Raw genomic sequence first — 24,388 nt, forward strand, 5'->3', positions numbered from 1 at the left:
TGATTCACCCTAAATATGAAGTACGGAACCGTAGCCGACTCGGCTTACAGTAGGCCCGTTTTGGTGCTTGAAAATTCGCGGCAGTATCCGTTAAAGGCGGGTGATGTTCAACACGTCACCGGATAGCTTCATCTGCACGGCTTCGGCCCAAAGCGGGTCGCGTCTAAGGTCTTCAGCGACCTTGTAATGTCCGGCAATCGAGACCATTTCAGCGGCCAGTTGCTGGCAGAAAATACGTGCGTTGGCGTCGCCCTTGATGCCTGCCAGCGCACGGCCGCGCAACGGGCCGTACACATGGATGTTCCCGTCGGCGAGAAGTTCCGCGCCAGGACTCACTGCGGCAAGTACGATCAGATCGCCGCCCTGGGCGTAGACCTGTTGGCCGCCGCGGATGGGGGCAGTGATTACCCGTGTCGGTCGGTAGAGGGGTTCTGCCGGTTTGACGGGCTCGGCCGGGGTTTTGCTGGCGATGTCGAGCTTGCGTTCACGAGCGTTTGACGGCGGCAGCACGGGCAGATCCAAGCGGCAGGCGGCTTCGACAATCTGCGGGTCGCCTGCACGCAACGCAAGGGTGCGCAGGCCGTGCTTGCGGCAGAGCGCGATGAGGGCGGGCAGGTCGAGATTGCAATCGGCCGGGAGTTTGTCCAGCGCCAACACCAGCGGCGTATTGTTGAAAAAATCCGGGGCCTGTTCGACCTTGATGGCGAGTTGCTGATCCAGGCGCTGCAGGTCGTTCTGCGCCAGCTCCAGCACAGTGATGGCGAGCATGCTGCCCTTGAGCTGGAACACGGGGGCTTGGTCGGTGAGGTCGGCTTGGCTCATGGTCTGCCTGCTGCGGTAAATGGCGAGGACTTATAGCGGGGCAAACTGTCGCCTGCAAGTCTCGCTAGCCTTGTCGGACGGATGCCGTGTATCGCGACACCACCGCATTGATGGGCGATTTATCGCTAGAATGCGCGCTTTTATTGGTTCGGGCTTGCCAATGGATCGTCCTCGTTTCCGTTCATCTTTTCTCCACCCCCGTTTCTGGTTGCTGTGGCTTGGCTTCGGTCTGCTGTGGCTGGTGGTGCAGCTACCCTATCGGGTATTGCTGCTGCTGGGGTGCGGCCTTGGCGCGTTAATGTACCGAGTTGCGCGCTCTAGACGGCAGATCGCACGGCGCAACTTGCAGCTGTGCTTTCCCGAACTGGGCGAAAAGGAGCGTGAGCGGTTGCTGCGCGAGAATTTTGCCTCGACTGGCATTGCCTTCTTCGAAATGGCCATGAGCTGGTGGTGGCCCAAGTCGCGTTTGCAGCAGCTCGCGCAGATCCAGGGGCTCGAACATTTGCAGCAAGCACAGGCGCAAGGGCAGGGCGTGATCCTGATGACCCTGCATTTCACCACGCTGGAAATCGGTGGGGCGCTCCTCGGCCAGTGGCACACCATTGATGGCATGTACCGCGAGCACAAGAATCCGGTGTTCGATTATGTGCAGCGGCGTGGCCGCGAGCGGCACAATCAGGACGCGACAGCGATCGAACGCGAAGATGTGCGTGCCATGCTCAAGGTCCTGCGTGCGGGCCGTGCGATCTGGTATGCCCCCGACCAGGATTACGGCCGTAAGCAGAGCATCTTCGTACCCTGGTTCGGTATCCAGGCCGCAACCGTAACCGCTACGACCAAGTTTGCCCGCCTGGGAAGGGCGAAGGTGATCCCTTACACGCTGGAGCGCCTGCCTCGCGGAAAGGGCTACAGCCTGGTGGTGCATCCGCCGTTGGAAAATTTTCCCGGTGAAAGCGAGGAGGCTGACTGTCGCCGCATCAACGAGTGGATTGAAGACTCGGTCAGGCAGCATCCTGAACAGTATCTGTGGGCACACCGGCGTTTCAAGACCCGACCGGGTGGGGATCCCAGTCTTTACCGCAAGCGCCCGAAGAAACCCGTCAGTCTGTAAAGACGCCGTCGCGGAAGTCCCGCAGCGCCTGCTCGATCTCTTCGCGGCTGTTCATTACAAACGGGCCGTACTGCACAATCGGCTCGCCGATCGGGCGGCCTGCAAGGAGCAGAACGCAGGCGCCGCTGCTGGTTGAAAGTGCCAGCTCGCCCTGATCGGAAAGTCGGGCGAGCTGGTTTTTTCCGAGGCGTTGCCCGCCTACCAGCAATTCGCCCTCGAACACATACAGGATCACTCGCAGCCCGTCGGACAGCTGTGGGCTTAACCCTGTGCCGGCGGGAAGGCGAAGATCGAAGAACTGTGGTTCTGTATTAGGACGCCGCACGGCACCAGCTTGGGTGATGCCTTCGGCGCAGAGCTGGCCGGCGACCACGACCGCTTCGATACCATTAGGCAGCGTTATCCGAGGGATTTCGGCAGGGGAGAAATCACGGTAGCTCGGATCGTCCAGCTTGTTCTTCGCCGGCAGGTTGAGCCATAGCTGGAACCCGCGCATCAGCCCGTGTTCCTGCTGAGGCATCTCGCTATGGATGACGCCGCGAGCGGCGGTCATCCATTGCACGCCTCCACTCTCCAACAGACCGACATTGCCGAGGTGGTCTTCGTGACGCATGCGGCCTTCGAGCATATAAGTGATGGTCTCGAAGCCGCGGTGGGGGTGCGCCGGAAAACCGGCGATGTATTCGTCCGGGTTATCCGAGCCGAACTCGTCAAGCATCAGAAAGGGATCGAATCGCTCCGGCGCGACGCCGCCAAACAACCGTGTCAGGCTGACGCCTGCACCATCGGAGGTGGCACGGCCGGTGCTGATGGAAAGGATTTCGCGCGTGGTCATAGCTTCGCTCCAAGAACAGATGGGCTAAGACTACGGTCAGGCACTCGATCCGTTCATGCGAAATTTGAACCCTTCCTATCGGTCAGATCGATCATTCTTCTATCTGCAGCTTCCGCGCGCGCGTATAGACGTAGCGGACCTTCTCGTATTCGAACGGCGAGTTGAGCTGTCCGTAACGCAGGGGAGTCGTGTAGCGGATGTCGATCAAGCGAAGCGCCGTTAAGCCGAATTCACCGCCGCTGGCTTCGGCATAGCTGAAGTAGTCAACCTGCCGTTCGACACCAAAATCCACTGCCTGGCCAGCGGTATCCCGCAGGTTGGACGGGCCGAGTGCGGGGAGGATCAGGTACGGGCCGTGGGGTACGCCATAGAAGCCCAGGGTCTGGCCAAAATCCTCGTTGTAGCGTGGCAGGCCCATGCGTGTCGCGGGGTCCCAGATGCCTCCCACGCCAAGGATCGTGTTGAACAGCAGGCGCGCCGTCGTGGTCATGGCGCGTTCGCCCTTGAGCTGGGCGATGCTGTTAAAGAGCGTCGGGATTTCCCCGAGGTTATCGAAGAAGTTGCTGACGCCGGTCCGCACGATCTTGGGCGTGACGTAACGGTAGCCGCGAACGGCAGGCAGCATCACGAACTGATCCAGGCGGTAGTTGAAGTAATACATGCGCCGGTTCAGCGATTCCCAGGGGTCATAGATGTTCAGCGCGTCGAAGGTGGCGCGCTCGAATTCGCGCTGGTCGAGGCCGGGGTTGAACTCCAGGTCACGCAACGGATGGGTGAATCCATCCTCATCGACAGTTCCCGTCTGGGCATGGGCAACGCTACTGATCAGCAACATGACGGCAAGCAGAGAGCGTTTAGCCACGGAAAAACTCCAACATATCGTGAGCATTGACCCGGTAAGTGAGATTGCCGCAGTGGCCACCGCGAGGGTAAAGCGTCATGCGCTCGCCGAAGGTGCGGCGAAGAAACCCCAGATCCCCAGCACCGAGAATGATGTCGTCAGCGTTATGCATCACACCGATCTTCGGGCTGTTGCGCATGTAATCCTCAAGCGCGTACAGGCTGACCTGTTGTACAAGCTGCGCCATGCTGCCGCCGTCCTGCTGAGCCCGCCACATGGGGATCAGCTGCTCGGTGATATAGCAATCGAAGTCACAGAGCAGCGCTCGGCGAAAGAACGGCTCGAGGCTGGTGCCTTCATCGATTGGGTATTTTGGTGGCACGATCAGACCGCGGCGGTTGATCAGATCAGAGGTGAACGCGATATCGGCCGCCGAGAAGCGGAATACCGAGCCGATCAACATGGCCATCTGTTCATCCGTCAGCCGCAGCGCGGACTGCTGGAAATCGAACAGCATCGCCTCATCCAGGTTGATCGTGCCTTGCTGCCGGTAGTAGCGCGTGAGCTTTTCCAAGATGACTTCGTAGAAGGTGGTGGTGCTGTCGATGGCATCGACCTGCGTCTGTACCAGCTTGTCGAGGTTGCTGATTGAGGTGTAGAGGTTCACCGGCGGATTGATCATCAGCACGCGCTTGAAGTTAAAACTCTGTCGCGTCTCATCTAGTTTGCTGACGAATGCAGCATTAAGCGCCCCGAGGCTATAGCCGACCAGGTTGAACTCAGTGACGGGCAGTTCATGTTGCTGTGCGCGAACGGCCTGCATCACGCGGTAGAGGTCCTTGGCATCGCCTGGACTGTAGCCTGGTGTGGCGTAGCGCGAGGCAGCGGCGATGAAGTCGAAACTGGTGGGGGAGGACAGTTGCACCACATGATAGCCAGCTCCGTAGAACAGCCGCTTGAGCGACTCGGTCTTGCCGGCAGAGTAGCTGGCACCTGTGCCTGAGATGATGAACATCAGCGGCGCTGGACCGGGTTGTTTTGCCAGCCGGTAGGTCAGCCGTTTCACCGCCCAGAAATTATCGGGCAGAGTGAATTCCCGTTCGGGGCGCAACCTCAGGCTGTAGTCGGCCTGATCGATGTCGTCGTCCTCAGGCAGGTCGGCACGAAAGGGCGCCGGTGTCGTAGCTATCGTCGCCTCGAACGGGTTGCTCAGAGGATAGCCATACTGCTCGATGCTGATGTCTGCCGCGTGGGCAGGCGTAACGACCAGTGCAAGCAGTGCGCTCAGGCACAGCAGCAATCGCATATGAGGTGATCTCCGGTGACTACGGTGGGGTTTGGCTATTGGATATTCAATTTGCGGGTATCGGCAGCAGGGCCGGTATCTGTCAGGCGTGATCTCGACGATTCGGACATCGGTGGCGTCTCAACAGCGGGTTGGTCCGGTCGCAGCGCCCGTGTATTTTCGTGCTCAGATGATGCCTGGAATCGCCTGCGCTATGTCGTTTCGCTGAGCATTGACCACAATTAAGCCGGCAGGTTGCGTGGCTTTCGCCCATTGATAGCAAAAAGCCGGTCATGAAGTCGTGAACACGAACGTGACCATTTGGTCACGGTGCGATAGGCGCAACGGCTAGTGGAGAGTCTTCGCAGGGGCGGCCACTACATGTCGTAACGGCGCAGCTGGGTTCAAGCGAATACGATTCAGTTGCTTAAGCCTGGTGATGCAGCCAGGCGTGAGCTGGAATGTGCTTCTCAGAAGCCTGACGCTTTTCCAGACGCTGCCAGACCTTCTCATGAAAGTAGAATCCTACCGAGTTGCACAGCGGTTCGATAGCGGCAACCAGGCCACCGGCTGCTGCGCTGCCGGTCAGGCGTAGGTGACCGAGAACGCGATGCAGAAGTGCATCAGGGTGAAGGTAACTGTCTTGGTCATGGTCGATTCCCCGCGGCTATCGAGAATTATTCTCTCTTGTTGCGAAGTGTGCTCGTGCCCGCGAAGCGTAGGAAATCGCTGTGTTCGATGGCTTACATAGGCCAGTCCTATAAGCTTACGTTTGCGTAGTCCTCACCGGCGCCAAAGCGTCTGGCACGGGCCTTTCATGAAATAAAAACAAGACCATGGTCGAGTGGCGTTAACACGGGCCGGCCCTAAAGTAGCCGCCCTGCCTTCATGTGTGGGCAGAGACCGTGTGGAGACCCCAATGAACAACGAGACCGTAATTCAGCAAATTAATGCTGACCCACGATTCCAGGACCTGGTTGCCAAGCGTGGTCGTTTCGCCTGGATGCTGGCGACCATCATGCTCACCGCTTACTTCGCTTTCATTCTGGTTATCGCCTTTGACCCTGCGGTGTTGGGAACCCCTTTAAGTGCAGGCTCTGTCACCACTTGGGGCATCCCGGCGGGTCTGGGCCTGATCTTCCTGTCGTTCGTGCTGACCGGAGTCTACGTGCAACGCGCTAACGGGGAGTTCGATCGCATCACCCAGGACATTCTCAACGAGGCTCAGAAATAATGCTTGCTCGTCTGCTGACCGCAGCTGCTCTGATGGCAGTTGCTCCGGCGCTGTTTGCTGACGCCCTGACCGGCGATGTGCAGAAACAGGCCACCAACTGGACCGCCATTTCCATGTTCATCGTGTTCATCGTGTTCACGATGGGTATCACCAAATGGGCGGCCAAACGCAATACCTCCACCTCTGATTACTACACGGCCGGTGGCAGTATCACTGGGTTCCAGAACGGATTGGCAATTGCTGGCGACTTCATGTCAGCAGCGTCATTTCTCGGCATTTCCGCGCTGGTTTTCACCAGCGGCTACGACGGCCTGATCTATTCGATCGGCTTTTTGGTGGGCTGGCCGATCATCCTCTTCCTGATGGCAGAGCGCCTGCGCAACCTGGGCAAATTCACCTTCTCCGACGTAGCCTCCTACCGCCTTGGACAGACGCAGATCCGTATCCTATCTGCCTGCGGTTCGCTGATCGTGGTGGCCTTCTATCTGATCGCGCAAATGGTCGGTGCGGGCAAGCTGATTCAACTGCTGTTCGGCCTCGACTATCTGGTTGCAGTGGTCATGGTCGGTGTGCTGATGGTCATGTACGTGATGTTTGGCGGCATGCTGGCAACCACCTGGGTGCAGATCATCAAGGCTGTGCTCCTGCTGTCCGGCGCAACCTTTATGGCTGTCATGGTCATGTATAACGTCGGCTTCGATTTCAGCCGTCTGTTCTCCGAGGCTGTAGCACTGCACCCGAGCCATCAGGCGATCATGAGCCCGGGCGGCCTGGTTTCCGATCCGATCTCGGCTATCTCGCTGGGCCTCGCATTGATGTTTGGTACTGCCGGCCTGCCGCACATCCTGATGCGCTTCTTCACCGTTGCCGATGCCAAGGAAGCGCGTAAGAGCGTGTTCTACGCGACTGGCTTCATTGGCTACTTCTATATCCTGACCTTCATCATCGGTTTCGGCGCGATTCTGCTGGTCAGCACCAACCCGAGCTTCAAAGATGCCACGGGCGCCATCGTTGGCGGTACCAATATGGTGGCCATTCACCTGGCATCGGCGGTCGGCGGCAATCTGTTCCTGGGCTTCATCTCAGCGGTGGCCTTCGCCACCATCCTTGCTGTGGTCTCGGGCCTGGCACTGGCCGGTGCTTCAGCGGTCGCTCATGACCTCTATGCCTGCGTAATCATGAAGGGCAAGGCCAAGGAAGAGGACGAGATGAAAGTGACCAAGCGCACCACGCTGGCATTGGGCGTACTGGCCATCCTACTCGGCGTCGCTTTCGAGAATCAGAACATCGCCTTCATGGTGGGACTGGCGTTCTCGGTTGCCGCCAGCTGCAACTTCCCGATCCTGTTCCTTTCGATGTACTGGAAGAATCTGACCACTCGCGGTGCATTGATCGGTGGTGCGATGGGCCTGGGTACGGCGTTGCTGCTGACCATCCTGAGCCCGACGGTCTGGGTCGACGTGTTGCACTTCGAAAAGGCCATCTTCCCGTACAAGTATCCGGCCCTGTTCGCCATGATCGCCTCCTTCGCCGGCCTGTGGTTCTTCTCGGTCACCGACAAGTCCAAGACGGCTGCCGAAGAGCGAGCGCGCTTCTTCCCCCAGTTCATCCGCTCGCAGACCGGTCTGGGTTCGACTGGTGCGGTCGCACACTGATCTAGGGTTTTGTGATCGAAAGGCAGCCTTCGGGCTGCCTTTTTTTTGCTATGGGACCAGCCGTCTCAACGCGGCCAATCGGGAGCGGAGCATGCCTGTCATTCAGCATTTCGATAGAGGCCGGAGCCTGCTGCAGCTTTCGCTAGACTCGTGGCAACCCAACGAACAAAAGGTTACAAACGATGCAAAATCGCATGATGGTCACGGGGGCCGGTTCCGGCCTGGGTCGCGAAATAGCGTTGCGCTGGGCACGCGAGGGTTGGCAGCTGGCCTTGTCGGACGTCAACGAGACCGGCCTGGCCGAAACCCTGAAAATGGTCCGTGATGCAGGCGGCGACGGTTTCACTCAACGCTGTGACGTGCGCGACTACAGCCAGCTGACGGCGCTGGCACAGGCTTGCGAGAGCAAGCTTGGCGGTATCGATGTGGTGGTCAACAACGCCGGTGTTGCCTCGGGTGGCTTCTTCGACGAGCTGTCACTGGAGGACTGGGACTGGCAGATCGCGATCAACCTCATGGGTGTGGTCAAGGGCTGCAAAGCCTTCCTGCCATTGGTGCAGAAGAGCCAGGGCAAGATCATCAACATCGCGTCGATGGCGGCGCTGATGCAGGCGCCGGGCATGAGCAATTACAACGTGGCCAAGGCCGGGGTAGTGGCGTTGTCCGAGAGCCTGCTGGTGGAGCTGAAGCAGCAGGAAGTTGGGGTTCATGTAGTCTGCCCGTCGTTCTTCCAGACCAACCTGATGGACTCCTACCGCGGTCCGACCCCTAACATGAAAGCGCAGATCAGCAAGTTGCTCGAAGCGTCGCCTATCTCTGCTGCCGACATTGCCGACTACATCTACCGTCAAGTGGCTGAGGGCGTGTTCATGATCCTGCCGCACGATGAAGGGCGCATAGCCTGGAAGGTCAAGCAACAGAATCCACAGGCGATCTACGACGAGATGGCGCTGTTGGCAGAAAAGAAGCGTAGCAAGAGCAAAACCTGACCGGCTGGTCCGTTTTGCTTGCCCTGGTCCAGGGGCGGGAGTAGGGTTGCCAATCCTTCCCAGTCTGCCTCTGGATTCATTGTGAAAAACCCGTCTCGCTGGCTGCTCATGCTGGCTCTTGTGTTGGCCGCCATCAACCTTCGGCCCGGTATCACTTCTTTTGCACCATTGATCGAACGCATCGCCGAGGAGCTCAGCCTCAGCCGCAGCGTGATCAGCCTCACCACCGCATTGCCGGTACTGCTGATGGGGCTGCTGGCGCCGTTGGCACCTCGTCTGGCCGTACGTTTCGGCCTTGAGCGCACCATCAGCCTGTGCCTTGGCTTGATCGGCCTAGCGCTGTTACTGCGTCTGTTCGGCAAGAGTGCGCCGGTGTTGATCGGCACGGCGGCTATGGTTGGTGCCGGAATCGCGGTTGCCGGGCCGCTGTTGTCGGGCTTCATCAAGCGTTATTTTCTCAAGCAGATGGGCAAGACTGCTGCCTACTATTCGTTGAGCATGGCCGTTGGCGGCACCATCGGCGTGGTGCTTACTGCGCCAGCGGCCGAATGGCTGGGCCAGCGCTGGACCTGGGGCCTGGCGCTGTGGGCGCTCCCTGCGGTGCTGGCGTTGCTGATCTGGTGGCGTCTACCAAACCAGCCGGAGCCGGCCGTGGAGAGCCGTGCCGGTCTGCCGTGGCGCGAACCGCGCGCTTGGTTGGTAAGCATCTATTTCGCCTTGCAGGCCGGTCTCTTCTACGCGCTGGCTACCTGGTTAGTGGCGCGTTACCACGAGGTTGGCTTCAGCCTGCTGCAGAGCAATGCCTTTTTCAGTGGCTTCATGCTGATCGGTTTACCCAGTGCGTTCATCATGCCTTGGCTGGCGCAGCGCTTCGGACGGCGGCACTTGCTGATGGCCAGCTGCGGCGTGCTGGCAACGGTCTGTCTGCTGGTTATTGCCTGGCTTCCGCAGGTCAATCCGCTGCTGGTGTGCATGTTGCTGGGCATAGCGCTGAACGGAACCTTTTCCATGTCGCTGGTGTTGCCAATGTACGAAGCCAGCACGCCGCTTGCGGTCAGTCGCCTGACGGCGATGATGCTTTGCACCGGGTATTGCCTGGCCTGTTTCACCCCTGTGCTGACCGGATTGGGCCGAGATATCGCCGGTGACTATCGTGAACCCTTCTTAGTACTCGCGACCATGTCGGCGGCGATGTCGCTGCTGGCCCTGCGGCTGGCGCCTCGGCGCGATCTGGCTGCAGCGAGCACGCGCTGAAGGAGACCCGACCACCCCGAGGTTGTGGTCTGCGTCACCTCTGCAGCTTGTGCCTTGACCTTGTCTGCAACGGGCGCTGGAAGGCTGAGCGGATTTGGTCGAACATGACGGGCTTTCGCCTGGAGTGTTTCTGTGGAGCCGGAATCCATCGTCTACGGCAGCATCCGTGACTGGCCTTCGACCGATGTCGAGCAGTGCCGGTTGCGTCGCGCGGTCAATCGGCGTGCGCTGTACAGCCTGCCGCAAGGCGAGGGTTGGCCTTTTCTCGGAAGAGAAATGTTCTCTTGCTGTATGGATGAAGGGGTGTACCAGACGCAGGTCATTCACTTCGGTGCCAGCTACCGCGCGGTCGAATATGAGTGGACGCTCTGGGTGCGTCATTTCGAAGAACTGCTGAACGAACTCTACTGGACCAGCGCCGTGGTTCATCTGGAGACCGAACTCAATGGCATTCATACCTTCCGCTGGGAAACCGAAAGCGGCTCGCACAGCCCTCATCAGCGTGATCTGCGCCTGCGCTGCGCCTGGGAACGTGACGGTGGGGTGCTCAGCTGAGGTCTAGTCCTCCAGCCACTCCTTCGGTACGTCGCGCCGGAGCGCCAGCTGGCATTGCTGATGGCCTACGTCGAAGACGATCACCGCGGTGCCTTTGTGCAATGCGTGGCGTACCCGCTCGACACGGATTTCCAGCGGCGTCTCGTCGCCATTGTCGGTGCCCTCGCGGGTCACGAAATCTTCGATGACGCGGGTCAGAGTGTCAGGTTCTAGCTGGTCGTAAGGAATGAGCATTGGTGCCGGATCAGGTGGGATGGTGCAGGTCGGGTTCGTTGATCGGCGCGTTGAGGAACCGGTCCAGGTAAGCATACAGCTGCTTGCTGTCCAGTGGCTTGCCAATGAATTCATCCATGCCGGCCTCGCAACCAGCACGGCGATGTTCATCGAGCATGTGAGCGGTCAGCGCAATGATCGGCACCGACCTCAGCCGCAACTGCCTCTCGAGTTGGCGGATCTGTCTACTGGCCTCGAAACCATCCATCTCCGGCATTTCACAATCCATCAGGATCAGCTGCACCGCAGCCGGATTTTCGCTGTAGGCACTGACCGCTTTGCGCCCGTTTTCGGCCATCATGACCTCATAGCCGCGTTTGCGCAGCAGACTGGACACCACCATCTGGCTGACGGGATTGTCCTCTACGGCGAGGATGAGCGGCTTGGAGCGTCCTGGGTGTTCAATGTGCGCCGCACCGCCATCGGAGGCGGGGTTTGCCTGATGGAGGCGATGCAGTGCTTCGCGTAATGGGACGAGCAGCAGTGGCAACGGCAAGTGGGCCAGGCGCAACGATGACGATGCCGGCGAGGGTTCGCTTTGCGGCGGGTAGAGCAGCATTACCCGTTGATTCGGTTTGAGCTGGTCGGCTACGGCGTTGAGCCAAGCCTGAGGTTTACCTGGCCACGGCGCCATGATTACCAGCAGTGGGGCTGAGGCTTGATCGTCGAGGTAGCGGCGCAGATGCTGGGGCTCCTCGCAGCGGACGGTTCGCATGCCCCAGCGCTGCAGCAAGTTGCCCATTGCATCCAGGGCGCAGATGTCCTTGGACGCGATCACGGCGGTTCGTCCCTCGAGCAGTGCCGTCAGTGGGTCGAGCTTGCCGCTCGCCTCGCGCAGCGGGATGTCGAAGCTGAACTGGCTGCCTTGGCCGGGCGTGCTCTGCACATCGATCTGGCCGCCCATCATTTCTACCAGCTCCTTACTGATAACTAGCCCCAGACCGCTGCCACCATAGCGCCGGGTAGTGCTGGAGTCGCCTTGAGCGAAGGATTCGAACAGCTGGGCAAGGACCTCAGCGCGCATGCCGATGCCGCTGTCGGTGATCGAAAAGACCAGGCTTCGACTGCTTTCCGGGCCCTGGCAGGCGACCTTCAGAACCACACAGCCCTGTTCGGTGAATTTCAATGAATTGCTGAGCAGGTTCATCAGAACCTGTTTCAGGCGGGTCGGATCGCCGCGTAGGCGGCCCGGCACGCCCGGCGCGAGGCTAAGATGCAGGTTCAACTGCTTTTGCAGCGCTTGGGCCGTGAACAGGCTGATGGTTTCGGAGACCAGCTCTTCCAGATCGAACTCGATGTCCTCCAGTACCAACTTGCCGGCACCGATCCGCGCATAGTCAAGGATGTCGTTGATGACCGTCATCAGCGAGTGGCTGGAGCTGGAAACAGTGTCCAGGTAGAACCGCTGGTTACGGTCAAGCGGGGTTTCACGCAGCAATTGCAGCATGCCCAGTACACCGTTCAATGGCGTGCGGATTTCATGGCTCATTTTCGCCAGGAAGCGGCTCTTAGCCTGGTTCTCGCTCTCCGCCCGCTCGGCTGCCTGGCGTGAACGGAAGCCTTCTTCCTTAAGCAGGTTGATGCGGTCCGCGAGCCCGATCGACAGGGTGATCAGCTCGAAGGCAATGCCAGCTTTGACGGTCGAGGAACCATACAGGCCTAGGAGGTTGAAGCCCAGAGAACCGGCCGTGACGATGACGAAAGTCGCCAGCAGCACGCCCCAGGCCAGCGTGTAATACAGGCCATAGCGCACGCCGCGGCTCCAGACGAAAGCACCGGTCAGCAGCAGCCCGATCGACGAGCTGATGACCATTACACTGGCCAGTACGCTCCAGACCTGCGTTTCCAGAACGAAACCGGACAGCAGCGCGCCCACCGACAAGATCAGTGCCACCCGCAATGCGAAGTCCAGTCGCGGAAAGTACTCTCGGGTATGCAGGAAATGGCGGCTGAACTGGATCGACACCAGGCAATGACTGAGCATCAGCGCGTAAATGCCCAGCGCGATCAAGCCGCCTGCATCGTTCAGCCACTTGACCAGCATGCCATCGAAGCTGAGCGCAAACAGGCCAACGTTGAGGTTGTAGATCAGATACCAAAAATACGCAGGCTCGCGCAGGGAGAGGAACAGAAAGAAGTTGTAGCAGAACATCGCAAACAGCACGCCATAGAAGGCTCCGGCCAATCCTGACGAATCCTCGAATGATTCGGCATTTGCTGCATAGCTGCTGAAGTACAGCGGCACGTAGAGAGTGCTGGTGCTTTCCACACGCAGCAGCAAGGTCGAGGTACCGGGTTCCAGTTCCAGAGGAAACCAGAAGTTGCTGACCCTGACCGCTCGTTCAATGAACGGATGGTTGTCGCCGGAGCGCTGCTGGCTGATGCGGCCGTCCGGGTGACGGAGATAGAGCTGAATGTCGTCGAGCAGGGGGTAGTTGATCTCGACGAAGCCGCCGATGGGGTCGTGCAGTTGGTTTTCCAGGTCGACACGGAACCACCAGACCGAATCGTTCTTGCCCTTGTTGGGATGTACCCCGGACACCGGTACGAAGGTTTTTTCCGGCAGTGCGAAGACTTCATCCACGCCGAGCTCAGCAGCCGGGTCTCGCAAAAAGTAGCTCCAGCTACCCAGTGCCTGGCGGAAATGCTGGGAGTCCACCGGCACGGGCTCGAACGCCGATGCCTGAGCGGTCAGACAGAACAGAAGAACGGCCAGAAAAAGACGCGGCAGCATGTTATTGATCCAAGGAGTACACACTCGCAAAACGCAGTTTCCAGTCGCGCGAATGGCAAACCCTGTTCGCTTCATGCCTGACTGGCCAAGCATTCATATGTTTCAGAGGCTTGCGACTTTGCCCGGATCAGCGCCGCCTCGCAATCGGCAAATGCCTCAAGTTGGCGGCGCATCATGAAACACCATAATCAACCTGAAGAATCATCGGTGGGCTTGTCGAAGATTGAATCGACTGCCGGCACGCGAGTGTCGTTTTCCATCTGCGTCACGTGTTCGAGTTGGTGGCTGAAATTCTCCAGGGAATCTTTGCCTGCATGGGCATCACTGGTGAACACCGGTGGGCTCAGCAAGTAGGCTGAAATCAAGCGGCTCATGGCGGCCAGGCTGTCGATATGAGTGCGCTCATAACCGTGTGTTGCATCGCAGCCAAACGCCAGCAGCGCGGTGCGGATATCGTGCCCAGCCGCGATCGCCGACTGCGCATCGCTGTGGTAGTAGCGGAACAGGTCGCGCCGCACCGGTACCTCATTGGCTTCTGCCAGTTTGAGGAGGTGTCGGGACAGGTGGAAGTCGTAAGGCCCACCCGAATCCTGCATGGCGACGGTGACTGCGTGTTCGCTGGATTCCTGGCCCTTGGCCGTCGGCGCGATGTCGATGCCGACGAACTCGCTGACATCCCAGGGCAGGGCGCCGGCTGCGCCAGACCCGGTTTCCTCGGTGATGGTGAACAGCGGGTGGCAGTCGATGGGCGGCTCACGACCGCTTTCGATCACCGCTTTCAGTGACGCCAGCAAGGCTGCCACTCCAGCCTTGTCATCCAGGTGGCGCGAGCTGATGTAACCGCTGTCGGTGAACTCGGGCATTGGGTCGAATGCGACAAAATCGCCTACATTGATGCCCAATGCGAGGGTGTCTGCGCGGCTCGCGGTATAGCCGTCAAGGCGCAGCTCGACGTGGTTCCAGCTGATCGGCATCTCGTCGACGGCGGTGTTGAATGCATGCCCCGAGGCCAGCAGGGGCAGCACGCTGCCGCGTACCACGCCGGTGTCAGTAAAGACGCTGACGCGGCTGCCTTCGGCGAAGCGGCTTGACCAGCAACCCACCGGGGAAAGGCCGAGTCGGCCATTGTCCTGAATTTCCCGGACGCTGGCGCCGATGGTGTCCAGGTGCGCGGCGATGGCACGGTCCGGGCTGTACCGGCGACCTTTGAGCGTGGCGCGGATGGTTCCGCGGCGGGTCAGTTCGAAGGGAATGCCGAGCTCCTTCAGGCGCTCTGCCACATAACGAACAATGGTGTCGGTGAAGCCGGTGGGGCTGGGAATGGCGAGCATCTCCAGCAGTACACGTTGCAAGTAGTTGAGATCCGGTTCGGGAAGCTTGGCAGTCATGATCATTCCTTAGTGGCAGAAAACTGGCTGCCACTATGTAGGTGAGTGAAGTTGAGCTGCGGTGGTGCCGCAAGCGAGGCGGCGGGCCGTACCGGCACCTGCGGGTGCCGGTACCAGGCCATCTACTGCCTGAGTGCCCCGCTAGTGGGTGCCGTAGCTGAGTGGAAAGAGCAGGTCGACGAAGCGTTCGGCGGTGGGCTGAGGATGGTGATTGGCCAGGCCGACCCGTTCGTTCGCTTCGATGAACACGTACTCGGGTTGGTCTGCTGCCGGCACCAGCAGGTCCAGGCCGACTACCGGAATATCCAGTGCTCGAGCGGCTCGAACGGCGGCGTCGATCAACTCGGGATGCAACTGGCCGGTTACATCATCGAGCGTGCCTCCGGTGTGCAGGTTGGCAGTGCGGCGGACCGCCAGGCGCTCTCCGCGTGGCAAGACGCTGTCGTAGTCGAAGCCGGCGTCGCTCAGGCAGCGCTGTGTCTCTTCGTCCATAGGGATTCGACTCTCGCCGGCGGTCGCGGCCTGGCGGCGCCGGCTCTGGGTCTCGATCAACTGGCGAATGCTGTGGCTGCCGTCGCCCACCACTTCAGCGGGACGGCGGATCGCCGCGGCTACAACTTCGTACCCGATCACAACGATGCGCAGGTCAAGTCCGGGATGAAAGCTTTCCAGCAACACGCGCTGATCGAATTGACGTGCGCGAGCGATGGCTTCTTCGACATCCTGGCTGCTGCGCAGGTCGACCGAGACGCCTTGGCCCTGTTCACCATCGAGCGGCTTTACGACCACGCCGCCGTGCTGCTCGAGAAACGCTGCATTCTCCTCGGCCGAGCCCGCGAGTTGCTGGGCAGGTAGTTTAAGCCCCGCGCGAGCAAGGGTCCGGTGAGTCAAGCTCTTGTCCTGGCACAACGTCATGCTCACCGCAGACGTAAGGTCCGACAGTGACTCGCGGCAGCGCACCTTGCGGCCACCCTGGGTCAGTGTGAACAGGCCGGCTTCGGCATCGTCGATGGTGATCTCGATGCCGCGGCGGCGTGCCTCGTCGACGATAATCTTCGCGTAGGGATTGAGTTCCGCTTCCGGGCCTGGGCCAAGAAACAGCGGCTGGTTGAAGGTGTTCTTGCGCTTAACTGTGAAGGTCTGCAGGTCGCGGAAGCCGAGCTTGGCGTAGAGCGCCTTGGCCTGCTTGTTGTCATGCAGCACCGACAGATCAAGATAGGCCAGCCCACGGCCCATGTAGTGTTCGATGAGGTGACGAACCAGCGCTTCGCCTACACCGGGCCGCGTGCAGTTCGGCGCGACCGCCAGGCACCAGAGGCTGGAGCCGTTCTCCGGATCATTGAAGGCCTTGTGGTGGTTGATGCCCATGACACTGCCGATGATCTCGCCGGAGTCGTCATCCTCGGCTAGCCAATAGACCGGGCCGCCTTGCTCTCGCGGTGTGCACAACTCAGGGTTGACCGGCAGCATGTGGCGGGACTGATACAGGCTGTTGATCGCCTTCCAGTCTTCCTCGCTCTGAGCGCGGCGGATCCCGAAGCCGCGAAAGCTCCGGCGAGCCGGGCGGTAATCGGTGAACCAGATGCGCGATGTGTCCGATGGATCAAGGAACAGCTGCTGCGGCGCATAGGCGAGCACCTGATGCGGCGCGGCGACATACAGAGCGATATCCCGCTCGCCGGCCTGTTCATGGAGCAGGTCGGCCGCGAGCTTTTCCGGGTCCGAGTAGGTGTGGCCGATCAAGATCCGGCCCCAGCCACAGTGCAGCGTGACTGGCGCCTGATGTTCCGCCTGGCCGTCCTCGGCAAGCCGTTGTTGCAAGCGCTCGTAGGTCGGTGTCTGACCGCGCAACAGTCGCTGTCCGTAGGCTTGAGACTTCTGCATGGTGCATTCCTTGGAGCTTGTATGACTTCACCACGGCAACGCTTCGGCGCTCGCTCATCGCGTCGTCATGAACGGGTTGTTAGAGGCCTTGTTCGCTCAACCATAGATTGACCGCTGCCAACTGCCACAATTTCGAGCCACGCAGGGGCGTCAGTTGACCTTCAGGGTCATTGAACAGCTTGTCTAGCATGGCCGGGTTATACAGCCCCCGGTCCTGGCTAGGATCAGTCAGCAGTTCCCGCACCCAGTTCAGCGTGTCGCCCTGCAGATGCTTGAGGCCCGGCACCGGGAAGTAACCCTTGGGACGGTCGATGACTGCAGCTGGAATGACTTTGCGCGCCGCTTCCTTGAGCACGTATTTGCCGCCGTCAGGCAGCTTGTACTTGGCTGGGATTCTTGCCGACAGCTCGGCCACGTTGTGGTCGAGAAACGGCACCCGTGCCTCGAGGCCCCAGGCCATGGTCATGTTGTCGACGCGTTTGACCGGGTCGTCGACCAGCATCACCGTGCTGTCGATGCGCAGGGCTTTGTCGACAGCCGCATCGGCGCCGGGCTGGGCGAAATGCTGACGTACGAAGTCGCCGGAGAAATCGCCCTTGACCCACTGCTGCTGCACGGTATCGGCGTACTCCTCGAAGCTGCGGTCACGGAAGGCTTTGAGATAAGCCTCGACCGGGTCCTCGGCACCGTCTACCTGTGGATACCAGTGGTAACCGGCAAACAGCTCGTCCGCGCCTTGGCCGCTCTGCACCACCTTGCAGTGCTTGGAGACTTCACGCGAGAGCAGATAGAACGCAATGCAGTCATGGCTGACCATCGGTTCGCTCATGGCGCGGAACGCGGCTGGTAGCTGTTCGAGAATTTCCTTTTCCTGAATGCGCAGCTGGTGATGACGCGTTCCGTAATGCTGAGCGATCAGATCCGAGTACTTGAACTCGTCGCCACGTTCGCCGCCGGCATCCTGGAAGCCGATGGAAAAGGTCTGCAGGTTGTCGCCAGTGCCTGCTTCGCGAAGCAGGCCAACCAGCAAACTGGAGTCGACACCGCCCGACAGCAGAACACCTACGTCGACCGCGGCGCGGTGGCGCAGAGCGACAGACTCACGCAAGGTTGTCAGGGTGCGTTCTTGCCAGTCTTCAAAACTGTAGTCTTGTTCTTCTTCCGAGGCGCCGAACTCCAGCGTCCACCAGCGGTGTTGACTGCTCTTGCCGCTGGCATCAATCCGCATGAAGGTGCCGGGTGGCAGTTTTTCAATTCCGGCGATCAAGGTATCCGGCGCCGGCACCACAGCATGGAAGCTCATGTAGTGATTCAGTGCCACCGGGTTTAGAACGCCAGCAATGTCACCGCCCTTGAGTAACGCCGGAAGCGTCGAGGCAAAGCGCAGACGCTCACCCGTGCGTGACAGATAGAGCGGCTTGATACCGAGACGATCTCGCGCGATGAACAGTTCTTGCACGTCTCGCTGCCAAATGGCGAAGGCGAACATGCCGTTCAGCCGGGGCAACAGGGCTTCTCCCCAGGCATGAAAGCCTTTGAGCAAGACCTCCGTGTCGCCGCCGGAGAAGAAGCTGTAGCCCAGTGCTTCGAGCTCGGCGCGCAATTCGGGGTAGTTGTAGATGGCGCCGTTGAACACCATGGACAGGCCGAGCGCTGAGTCGATCATCGGCTGGCCTGAGGCCTCGCAAAGATCCATGATTTTCAAGCGTCGGTGACCCAGCGCGAGCGGGCCCTGACTGTTGAAGCCGCAGGCGTCAGGGCCACGGGACGTCAGGGATTGGGTGATGCGTTCAACCGCGGCCAGATCGGCCGGTTGATTATCGAAGCGAAGTTCGCCAGCTATGCCACACATAGGATCCTTACCGGTATTGCCGTTGGGGAGTGTGACTGACTCTCGGGCCGCGAAGTTCAGGATTTCAGACGGGCGTATACCGCTCTGGCTCGGTGGCTGAGGGGCTTGTTCAGGTGCGCCTCGGCTGGCCTGAATCGCGCTCTGCTTGCGTCAGTCAGGTTTTACAGGGAAACAAAGATAGTGCTTTCATGTCAAACCGTAATCAGCAAGATTTAACTGTTTATGAGTGGAAAAAACATTCGATCTGAAACTATTGAAGCGGCGGAGGGTAACCTCGAGTTGTCCCTGTTCCAAGCCTTGCGCCGGTTGCAGCAAGACGCCGAGATGCATGCCAAGCGACTGGCGCGTTTCGGTGGGCTGAGCCCGGTACAGCTGATGATTCTGCAGGTGCTGGCCAGCGAACGGCAGCTGACCGCCAGCGCGTTGAGCAAGCGCGTCAGCCTGACCCCGGCGACGCTGTCCGGACAGCTTGACCGCCTCGCTGAACGCGGACTGCTACTGCGCCAACGGGATGATCAAGATCGCCGTCGTCAGTGGCTGCTATTGACCGACGAGGGGCGGGCACTCCAGCAGCAGGCACCTTCGCTGTTACCGCCGGAGTTCGTTGCGCGATTTTCGGCGTTGCCGGAGTGGGAGCAGCACGGGATTACTGCGGCACTACTGCGCGCCGCGTCGATATGCGGTTCGGAGGACTAGTCGACGCCGCGCTGATCGAACGACCCGCTACAGGCGAAAGCCTTCGACGATATGCTCGGCCAGGGTTTCGCTGACCTGAGACTGGTTGCGATCATTGCGCAGCAGGACAATGCTGCACGAAGGCAGCTCCGGCATGCCCTCGGCTTCCCCCAGCAAGCGCATATCCGCTGTCACTAGGCTCTGCAGCTGCGCGGTCACTGCGAGTCCTGCGTTGGTTACAGCCATCAGCGCCGAGAGACTGGGGCTGGTGTAGGCGACCCGGTAGGGTACTTCCAGGCTGTCCAGCGCGTTGCAGGCCCAGGCGCGGCAGAAGCAGTCGGTATTGAACATGGCCAGTGGCATGGGCCGTTGTTCATGGGTGTTGAAGCCCGGCGCTTCGGCCCAGACGAAACGCTCCCGGCGCAGCAGCTGGCCGATCTCGGTGCCCGGTTCGCGGGTGACGATGGACAGGTCCAGGTCGCGCCGCTGCAGCAGCTGGTAAGACGGTTCGCAATGAACCTCCACCTGTACCAGCGGATAGGCCTGAGCGAAGCGCGACAGGATGCCCGGTAGGAAGCGCATCACATAATCATCTGGAGTGCCGATGCGCACCGAGCCCACCATGTGTGGTTCGCGCAGGGTCGTCAGCACCTCGCCGTGCAGCTTGAGAATCCTCCGTGCGTAACCGAGCAGGATCTGGCCTTCCGCGGTGAGCTTGACCTGGCGGCCGTCGCGCTCGAATACCGAACGTTGCAGCACGTCCTCTTCCAGACGCTTCATCTGCATGCTGATCGCCGACTGCGTGCGATTGACGGCTTCTGCGGCACGGGTAAAGCCGCCGTGATCGGCAATCGCCACAAAGCTGCGCAGCAGCTCGGCATCGATGCTGGGGTAGTTGGCCATTCATCAATCTCCGAGATGTGCGCCATCAGAAACATTCGTTGGATTGATCATAAGCTCGGCAGGACACTGGCGCCATCCACTCGGAGGTATCCCAGATGAAAAGCCATGCTGAGTTCGTTCAACCGTGCGTCAGGAGCACAACGGCCCACTACTCGTTCAGCCAGTCACTGCGTGCGGCGTGGCAGCAATTAAGACGCTGGCATGCGTTGTATCGTCAGCGTCAGCAGCTCGCGGCGTTGAGTGACGAGATGCTCAAGGACATCGGCTTGAGCCGGGCCGATATCGAAACCGAAATCACCCGTCCGTTTTGGGACGAGCCGTTTCGTCGAAGCTAGTGCTACGGCCTGTTCGAGGCCGCCTGCCTGCCTGGCGTGCGAGCGCTAGCCGATTGCGGTCAGTCAGTCGGTCCGGCGGATGAGTTTGCGTAGCAGAAATCGATTGGGATGGCAGGCTTCGGCGATGGCGCGCGGCACGGGCAGCGGTTCGTCATTCAGCCACGCGGCGAGTAGCTCGCCCGACAGGGGCGCGGTAATCAGGCCGCGCGAGCCGTGGGCGGTGTTCACGTACAGCCCATCAAGCCAGGGACACGGGGTATCAGGCACTTGTCGAGCATCCTTCGCCAGCACGGCATAGGCTTGGGCGAAGCCTGTTGGATCGGCCAGCGCGCCGATGATGGGTAGATAGTCGGGACTGGTGCAGCGGAACGCGACGCGTCCATGCAACTGGTCGATAGCGACGGTGTCGGCCTCGAGGCGCTGATGCAGATCAGCAGAAATCTCCGCGAGCATCTCCAGGTTGGAATGGTGCTCCGCTGCGCTCGGAGCCGGGTCGGTTTCGGCGAAATTGAAGCTCGCCCCCAATGTGTGCTGACCCTCACGGGACGGGGCGACGTAGCCCTTGGCACAGAGCACGGTGCGCAACGCACAGCCTTGTTCGGTAGCTGGCAGGGCGGTGATCTGTCCGCGGATTCGCTTGAGCGGCAGCCACGCACTTTGGCTGAAGCGCGCAGCGTCAGCGGCGCCGGCCAGAATCACTACCGGCGCCTCGGCCAGCAGCTCATCGCCGATCAGCGCCTGCCACTGCTCGCCAGCGCGACGCAGCTCAACCGGATGCCGGTGGCGAAGCAGCTCGATGGCCGGGTGCGCGATCAGCCAGCGACACAGCGCTGGTGGGTGCGCCCAACCCGCGTCCGGATAGAACAGCCCCCCATGGTCCAGCGCCACGCCCGCCAGCTGCTCAGCTTCCTCGCGCTGCACCGCGCGCAGCAGACTGGGCGGAAAGGCGTCGGATAATGCCGCCTGGCGTACGCTTTCCTTGTTGTCGAAAGCAAGCTGCAGCACGCCACAGGCATCCCAGTCCTGGCCCTGCTGCAAGTTCTGCAACAACCGACGGGTGTAGCCAAAGCCGCTGGCGACAAGCTGCGAGAGCGCGGTGCCATGCGCTGACAGCTTCAGATAGAGCACTCCTTGAGGATTGCCAGAACCCTCTTGGGCGACATCCTCATGCCGCTCCAACAATGTCACCTGCCAGCCGCGCGCCGCCAGGCTGGCGGCACTGGCGCAACCTGCCAGGCCTGCGCCGATGACCAATGCCTTGCGCTGCGTTGGTTGATGCGGCGGGCGCGCGAACCACGGGCTCTCTAAGGTTTCTGGCGATGCGGCAAGTTGGCCCTGGAGGTTTTCCCACTTCTGGCCGAAGCCCGGTATCCGCTTGATCTCAAAGCCCGCCTCCTTGAGGGCTCGTCGCACACTGCCGGCACTGCTGAAAGTCGCCAGCGTGGCACCCGGAGCGGACAGCCGCGCCACCTGCTCAAATAGCTCGGGCTGCCACATGTCTGGATTCTTTTGCGGTGCGAAGCCATCGAGAAACCAGGCATCTATTCGCGCATCCAGCTCTTTGAGCCTCTCGAGCGCATCGCCTACCAGTAGCGACAGCGTCACCCGGCCGAAGCGAAACTGCTCGAACCCCGGGTTGATCGCCACATACTGGTCCCACAATTGCTGAGCCTGGACATGCAGCTCCGGCCACAGCGCCTGGGCGCGACGCAGGTCATCGCGCGTGAGGGGATGCTTTTCAACGCTGACAAAATGCAAGGCGCTATTGGCAGGCGCAGTACGCTCGAACAGCGCCCAGGCGCACAGGAAGCTGAGACCCGTACCAAAGCCCGTCTCGCCGATCACCAGGTGCTCCCCGGCTCGCAGCGCAGCGAATCGTTCAGCCAACCGATTGGGTTGCAAAAAAACGTGGGTGGTTTCGGCAATCCCCGAGCCGCGGGAAAAATACACGTCCCCATACTGCCGGGATTGCGGTTGGCCGTTCTCGTCCCAGTCGAGTTCGGCATGCTGAAAACCGGTGTGGCGCGGGGCGGGCATCGACGTTTCCTGCGATGAAAGACCGCGATTCTAGCAGCCGCGCGAAACCTCCTGCGGGCGCGCTTTGTCGCATCGATAGGCGTGCAACCTTGCGCGCCAGCGCAAACAGGCGGTGCTACATCAGTACTACAGTTGTCTCGGCCTGCTAGGGTTCATCACAGCATCCCTTCTTGGAGTACACGATGTTCGAGTCTGCGGAAATCGGCCATACCATCGACAAGGACACTTACAACAAAGAAGTGCCTGTTTTGCGCGAAGCGCTGCTGCAGGCGCAGTACCGTCTCAGGGAACAGGCACGGTTTCCCGTTCTGATCCTGATCAATGGCATTGAGGGCGCTGGCAAAGGCGAGACGATCAAGCTGCTCAACGAATGGATGGACCCGCGGTTGATCCGTGTCGATAGCTTCGACGTGCCGACTGACGAAGAGCTCTCGCATCCGCCTGCGTGGCGCTACTGGAGAAAGCTGCCGCCCAAGGGCCAGACCGGGATTTTCTTCGGTAACTGGTACAGCAAGATGCTTGAGGATCGCGTTCATCGTCGAATCAAGAAGACCGATCTTCAGCTTGCCATCGACCGCGCCCAACGTTTCGAGCGGATGCTCTGTGCCGAGGGCATGCTGATCTTCAAGTTCTGGTTTCACCTGTCCAAGGATCGCATGCTGCAGCGGCTCGAATCGCTCAAGGATGACCCGTTGCACAGCTGGCGCATCAGCCCGCTGGATTGGCAGCAGTCGAAAACCTACGACCGGTTCGTCAAGCACGGTGAACTGATCCTGCGTCGCAGCAGCCGGGACTTTGCGCCCTGGTACGTGATTGAAGGAAGCGACGAACGTTACCGCAGCCTCACCGCCGGGCGGCTATTGCTCGAAGGCCTGAATGCCGCGCTGGACGCCGCCGACCAACCCCTCACTCAGCCCCACACGGCAACCGTTGAGCTGCACCTGGATCAGGCGAGCTTGCTCGAAAGTCTCGACATGCGGCAATCGCTTAGCAAGGACCACTACAAAGAGCAGTTGGGGCAAGAGCAGGCAAGGCTGAGTCAGCTGCTGCGCGACCCGCGACTGCGCAAGCGAGGGGTGCTGGCGCTGTTCGAGGGCCACGATGCGGCAGGCAAGGGCAGCGCCATTCGCCGGGTAACCGGTGCGCTGGATCCCCGGCTGTATCGCACCATACAGATCGCCGCGCCCAGCGAGGACGAACTTGCGCAACCTTGGCTGTGGCGTTTCTGGCGCAACGTCCCGGCTCGCGGGCAGTTCACCATCTTTGATCGGTCCTGGTATGGCCGGGTGCTGGTCGAGCGGGTCGAGGGCTTCTGCTCGCCGGACGAATGGCTGCGGGCCTATACCGAAATCAACGAGTTCGAGGAGCAGCTGGTCGATGCCGGCGTGGTGGTGGTCAAGTTCTGGCTGTCAATCGACAAACAGACGCAACTGGAGCGATTCAAGGAACGTGAAGACACGCCGCACAAGCGCTTCAAGATCACCGAGGAAGACTGGCGAAATCGTGAAAAATGGGACGACTACAGTAATGCGGTAGCGGACATGGTCGACCGCACCAGCACCGAAATCGCGCCCTGGACGCTGGTGGAGGCCAATGACAAGCGCTTCGCTCGAGTCAAGGTGTTGCGCACGCTCAACTATGCGCTGAACGCCGCGATCAGCTGAGTTTGCAAGGGGAGGGCAGGCAATGGCCGGCCATATCCCTGCTGAATGGTCGTCGCCTTTGG

At 60.4% G+C, this 24,388-nt stretch carries 20 protein-coding genes and 1 pseudogene; 9 read left to right on the forward strand and 12 right to left on the reverse strand.

What is annotated here, in order from left to right:
- Window positions 1–90: 90 nt before the first annotated feature.
- Entirely contained in the window at window positions 91–822 is a 732-nt protein-coding gene (gene minC / locus AAGW23_RS11515) for a septum site-determining protein MinC (RefSeq protein ID WP_342406622.1), read from the reverse strand.
- A gap of 160 nt (window positions 823–982) precedes the next feature.
- Between minC and AAGW23_RS11520 the strand changes: the two genes are divergently transcribed.
- Window positions 983–1,933: a lipid A biosynthesis lauroyl acyltransferase gene (locus tag AAGW23_RS11520; RefSeq protein ID WP_342406623.1), complete on the forward strand. Its 951-nt coding sequence runs from the start codon at window positions 983–985 to the stop codon at window positions 1,931–1,933.
- Here the strand turns inward: AAGW23_RS11520 and AAGW23_RS11525 are convergent.
- The 4 genes and pseudogenes from AAGW23_RS11525 to AAGW23_RS11540 form a co-directional block, all read right to left on the reverse strand.
- Window positions 1,923–2,768 (reverse strand): pirin family protein, encoded by an 846-nt coding sequence (locus tag AAGW23_RS11525; protein ID WP_342406624.1) that lies wholly within the window; start codon window positions 2,766–2,768, stop codon window positions 1,923–1,925. The genes AAGW23_RS11520 and AAGW23_RS11525 overlap by 11 nt on opposite strands.
- A 91-nt stretch (window positions 2,769–2,859) precedes the next feature.
- Complete coding sequence (locus tag AAGW23_RS11530) at window positions 2,860–3,603, reverse strand: MlaA family lipoprotein (protein WP_425540827.1); 744 nt, start codon at window positions 3,601–3,603, stop codon at window positions 2,860–2,862.
- Between the two features lie 19 nt (window positions 3,604–3,622).
- Entirely contained in the window at window positions 3,623–4,915 is a 1,293-nt protein-coding gene (locus AAGW23_RS11535) for a serine/threonine protein kinase (RefSeq protein ID WP_342406625.1), read from the reverse strand.
- 406 nt (window positions 4,916–5,321) lie between these two features.
- A pseudogene (locus tag AAGW23_RS11540) lies at window positions 5,322–5,545 on the reverse strand (DUF2061 domain-containing protein).
- 268 nt (window positions 5,546–5,813) lie between these two features.
- Between AAGW23_RS11540 and AAGW23_RS11545 the strand changes: the two are divergent.
- The 5 genes from AAGW23_RS11545 (at window position 5,814) to AAGW23_RS11565 (ending at window position 10,581) form a co-directional block, all read left to right on the forward strand.
- Complete coding sequence (locus AAGW23_RS11545; RefSeq protein ID WP_102834588.1) at window positions 5,814–6,128, forward strand: DUF485 domain-containing protein; 315 nt, start codon at window positions 5,814–5,816, stop codon at window positions 6,126–6,128.
- Window positions 6,128–7,783, forward strand: a complete 1,656-nt coding sequence (locus AAGW23_RS11550) for a cation acetate symporter (RefSeq protein ID WP_342406626.1) — start codon at window positions 6,128–6,130, stop codon at window positions 7,781–7,783. The genes AAGW23_RS11545 and AAGW23_RS11550 overlap by 1 nt, the downstream gene beginning before the upstream one ends.
- Window positions 7,784–7,965: 182 nt before the next feature.
- A complete protein-coding gene (locus tag AAGW23_RS11555; protein WP_342406627.1) occupies window positions 7,966–8,772 on the forward strand; it encodes an SDR family oxidoreductase in 807 nt (268 codons plus the stop codon).
- A gap of 108 nt (window positions 8,773–8,880) precedes the next feature.
- A complete protein-coding gene (locus AAGW23_RS11560; RefSeq protein ID WP_342406743.1) occupies window positions 8,881–10,026 on the forward strand; it encodes a CynX/NimT family MFS transporter in 1,146 nt (381 codons plus the stop codon).
- A gap of 132 nt (window positions 10,027–10,158) precedes the next feature.
- Complete coding sequence (locus AAGW23_RS11565) at window positions 10,159–10,581, forward strand: hypothetical protein (protein WP_342406628.1); 423 nt, start codon at window positions 10,159–10,161, stop codon at window positions 10,579–10,581.
- A 3-nt stretch (window positions 10,582–10,584) separates the two neighbouring features.
- On the opposite strand, the gene AAGW23_RS11570 is transcribed toward AAGW23_RS11565, so the two are convergent.
- The 5 genes from AAGW23_RS11570 to AAGW23_RS11590 form a co-directional block, all read right to left on the reverse strand.
- Window positions 10,585–10,815 (reverse strand): YheU family protein, encoded by a 231-nt coding sequence (locus tag AAGW23_RS11570; protein ID WP_342406629.1) that lies wholly within the window; start codon window positions 10,813–10,815, stop codon window positions 10,585–10,587.
- Between the two features lie 10 nt (window positions 10,816–10,825).
- A complete protein-coding gene (locus AAGW23_RS11575) occupies window positions 10,826–13,588 on the reverse strand; it encodes a 7TM-DISM domain-containing protein (RefSeq protein WP_342406630.1) in 2,763 nt (920 codons plus the stop codon).
- 188 nt (window positions 13,589–13,776) lie between these two features.
- Entirely contained in the window at window positions 13,777–14,976 is a 1,200-nt protein-coding gene (locus tag AAGW23_RS11580) for an osmoprotectant NAGGN system M42 family peptidase (RefSeq protein ID WP_148924915.1), read from the reverse strand.
- Between the two features lie 141 nt (window positions 14,977–15,117).
- Entirely contained in the window at window positions 15,118–16,860 is a 1,743-nt protein-coding gene (gene ngg / locus AAGW23_RS11585) for an N-acetylglutaminylglutamine synthetase (protein ID WP_342406631.1), read from the reverse strand.
- Window positions 16,861–16,939: 79 nt separating this feature from the next.
- Window positions 16,940–18,712 carry an N-acetylglutaminylglutamine amidotransferase gene (locus AAGW23_RS11590; protein ID WP_342406632.1) on the reverse strand — a complete coding sequence of 591 codons (1,773 nt, stop codon included), beginning with the start codon at window positions 18,710–18,712 and terminating at the stop codon, window positions 16,940–16,942.
- Window positions 18,713–18,934: 222 nt separating this feature from the next.
- On the opposite strand from AAGW23_RS11590, the gene AAGW23_RS11595 reads away from it, so the two are divergent.
- A complete protein-coding gene (locus tag AAGW23_RS11595; RefSeq protein ID WP_342406633.1) occupies window positions 18,935–19,408 on the forward strand; it encodes a MarR family winged helix-turn-helix transcriptional regulator in 474 nt (157 codons plus the stop codon).
- Window positions 19,409–19,435: 27 nt separating this feature from the next.
- Here AAGW23_RS11595 and AAGW23_RS11600 read toward each other — a convergent pair whose 3' ends face one another.
- On the reverse strand, window positions 19,436–20,290 hold the full coding sequence (locus tag AAGW23_RS11600; RefSeq protein WP_342406634.1) for a LysR substrate-binding domain-containing protein: 855 nt from the start codon (window positions 20,288–20,290) through the stop codon (window positions 19,436–19,438).
- Window positions 20,291–20,385: 95 nt separating this feature from the next.
- Here AAGW23_RS11600 and AAGW23_RS11605 point away from each other — a divergent pair, with 95 nt between their 5' ends.
- A complete protein-coding gene (locus AAGW23_RS11605) occupies window positions 20,386–20,625 on the forward strand; it encodes a DUF1127 domain-containing protein (RefSeq protein WP_342406635.1) in 240 nt (79 codons plus the stop codon).
- Window positions 20,626–20,688: 63 nt separating this feature from the next.
- Here the strand turns inward: AAGW23_RS11605 and mnmC are convergent, their stop codons facing one another.
- Entirely contained in the window at window positions 20,689–22,662 is a 1,974-nt protein-coding gene (gene mnmC, locus AAGW23_RS11610; protein WP_342406636.1) for a bifunctional tRNA (5-methylaminomethyl-2-thiouridine)(34)-methyltransferase MnmD/FAD-dependent 5-carboxymethylaminomethyl-2-thiouridine(34) oxidoreductase MnmC, read from the reverse strand.
- A 182-nt stretch (window positions 22,663–22,844) separates the two neighbouring features.
- Between mnmC and pap the strand changes: the two genes are divergently transcribed.
- Window positions 22,845–24,326, forward strand: coding sequence for a polyphosphate:AMP phosphotransferase (gene pap, locus AAGW23_RS11615; protein ID WP_342406637.1), 1,482 nt, complete (start codon window positions 22,845–22,847; stop codon window positions 24,324–24,326).
- Window positions 24,327–24,388 lie beyond the last annotated feature (62 nt).

The sequence above is a fragment of the Stutzerimonas chloritidismutans genome (assembly GCF_038562055.1).
In the GTDB taxonomy this organism is placed as follows: domain Bacteria; phylum Pseudomonadota; class Gammaproteobacteria; order Pseudomonadales; family Pseudomonadaceae; genus Stutzerimonas; species Stutzerimonas chloritidismutans_A.

Bases quoted from the DNA above. Each gene is read 5' to 3' on its own strand.
- minC (WP_342406622.1), bottom strand. From the start codon at position 822: ATGAGCCAAGCCGACCTCACCGACCAAGCCCCCGTGTTCCAGCTCAAG.
- AAGW23_RS11520 (WP_342406623.1), top strand. From the start codon at position 983: ATGGATCGTCCTCGTTTCCGTTCATCTTTTCTCCACCCCCGTTTCTGG.
- AAGW23_RS11525 (WP_342406624.1), bottom strand. From the start codon at position 2,768: ATGACCACGCGCGAAATCCTTTCCATCAGCACCGGCCGTGCCACCTCC.
- AAGW23_RS11530 (WP_425540827.1), bottom strand. From the start codon at position 3,603: ATGTTGCTGATCAGTAGCGTTGCCCATGCCCAGACGGGAACTGTCGAT.
- AAGW23_RS11535 (WP_342406625.1), bottom strand. From the start codon at position 4,915: ATGCGATTGCTGCTGTGCCTGAGCGCACTGCTTGCACTGGTCGTTACG.
- AAGW23_RS11545 (WP_102834588.1), top strand. From the start codon at position 5,814: ATGAACAACGAGACCGTAATTCAGCAAATTAATGCTGACCCACGATTC.
- AAGW23_RS11550 (WP_342406626.1), top strand. From the start codon at position 6,128: ATGCTTGCTCGTCTGCTGACCGCAGCTGCTCTGATGGCAGTTGCTCCG.
- AAGW23_RS11555 (WP_342406627.1), top strand. From the start codon at position 7,966: ATGCAAAATCGCATGATGGTCACGGGGGCCGGTTCCGGCCTGGGTCGC.
- AAGW23_RS11560 (WP_342406743.1), top strand. From the start codon at position 8,881: ATGCTGGCTCTTGTGTTGGCCGCCATCAACCTTCGGCCCGGTATCACT.
- AAGW23_RS11570 (WP_342406629.1), bottom strand. From the start codon at position 10,815: ATGCTCATTCCTTACGACCAGCTAGAACCTGACACTCTGACCCGCGTC.
- AAGW23_RS11575 (WP_342406630.1), bottom strand. From the start codon at position 13,588: ATGCTGCCGCGTCTTTTTCTGGCCGTTCTTCTGTTCTGTCTGACCGCT.
- AAGW23_RS11580 (WP_148924915.1), bottom strand. From the start codon at position 14,976: ATGACTGCCAAGCTTCCCGAACCGGATCTCAACTACTTGCAACGTGTA.
- ngg (WP_342406631.1), bottom strand. From the start codon at position 16,860: ATGCAGAAGTCTCAAGCCTACGGACAGCGACTGTTGCGCGGTCAGACA.
- AAGW23_RS11590 (WP_342406632.1), bottom strand. From the start codon at position 18,712: ATGTGTGGCATAGCTGGCGAACTTCGCTTCGATAATCAACCGGCCGAT.
- AAGW23_RS11595 (WP_342406633.1), top strand. From the start codon at position 18,935: ATGAGTGGAAAAAACATTCGATCTGAAACTATTGAAGCGGCGGAGGGT.
- AAGW23_RS11600 (WP_342406634.1), bottom strand. From the start codon at position 20,290: ATGGCCAACTACCCCAGCATCGATGCCGAGCTGCTGCGCAGCTTTGTG.
- AAGW23_RS11605 (WP_342406635.1), top strand. From the start codon at position 20,386: ATGAAAAGCCATGCTGAGTTCGTTCAACCGTGCGTCAGGAGCACAACG.
- mnmC (WP_342406636.1), bottom strand. From the start codon at position 22,662: ATGCCCGCCCCGCGCCACACCGGTTTTCAGCATGCCGAACTCGACTGG.
- pap (WP_342406637.1), top strand. From the start codon at position 22,845: ATGTTCGAGTCTGCGGAAATCGGCCATACCATCGACAAGGACACTTAC.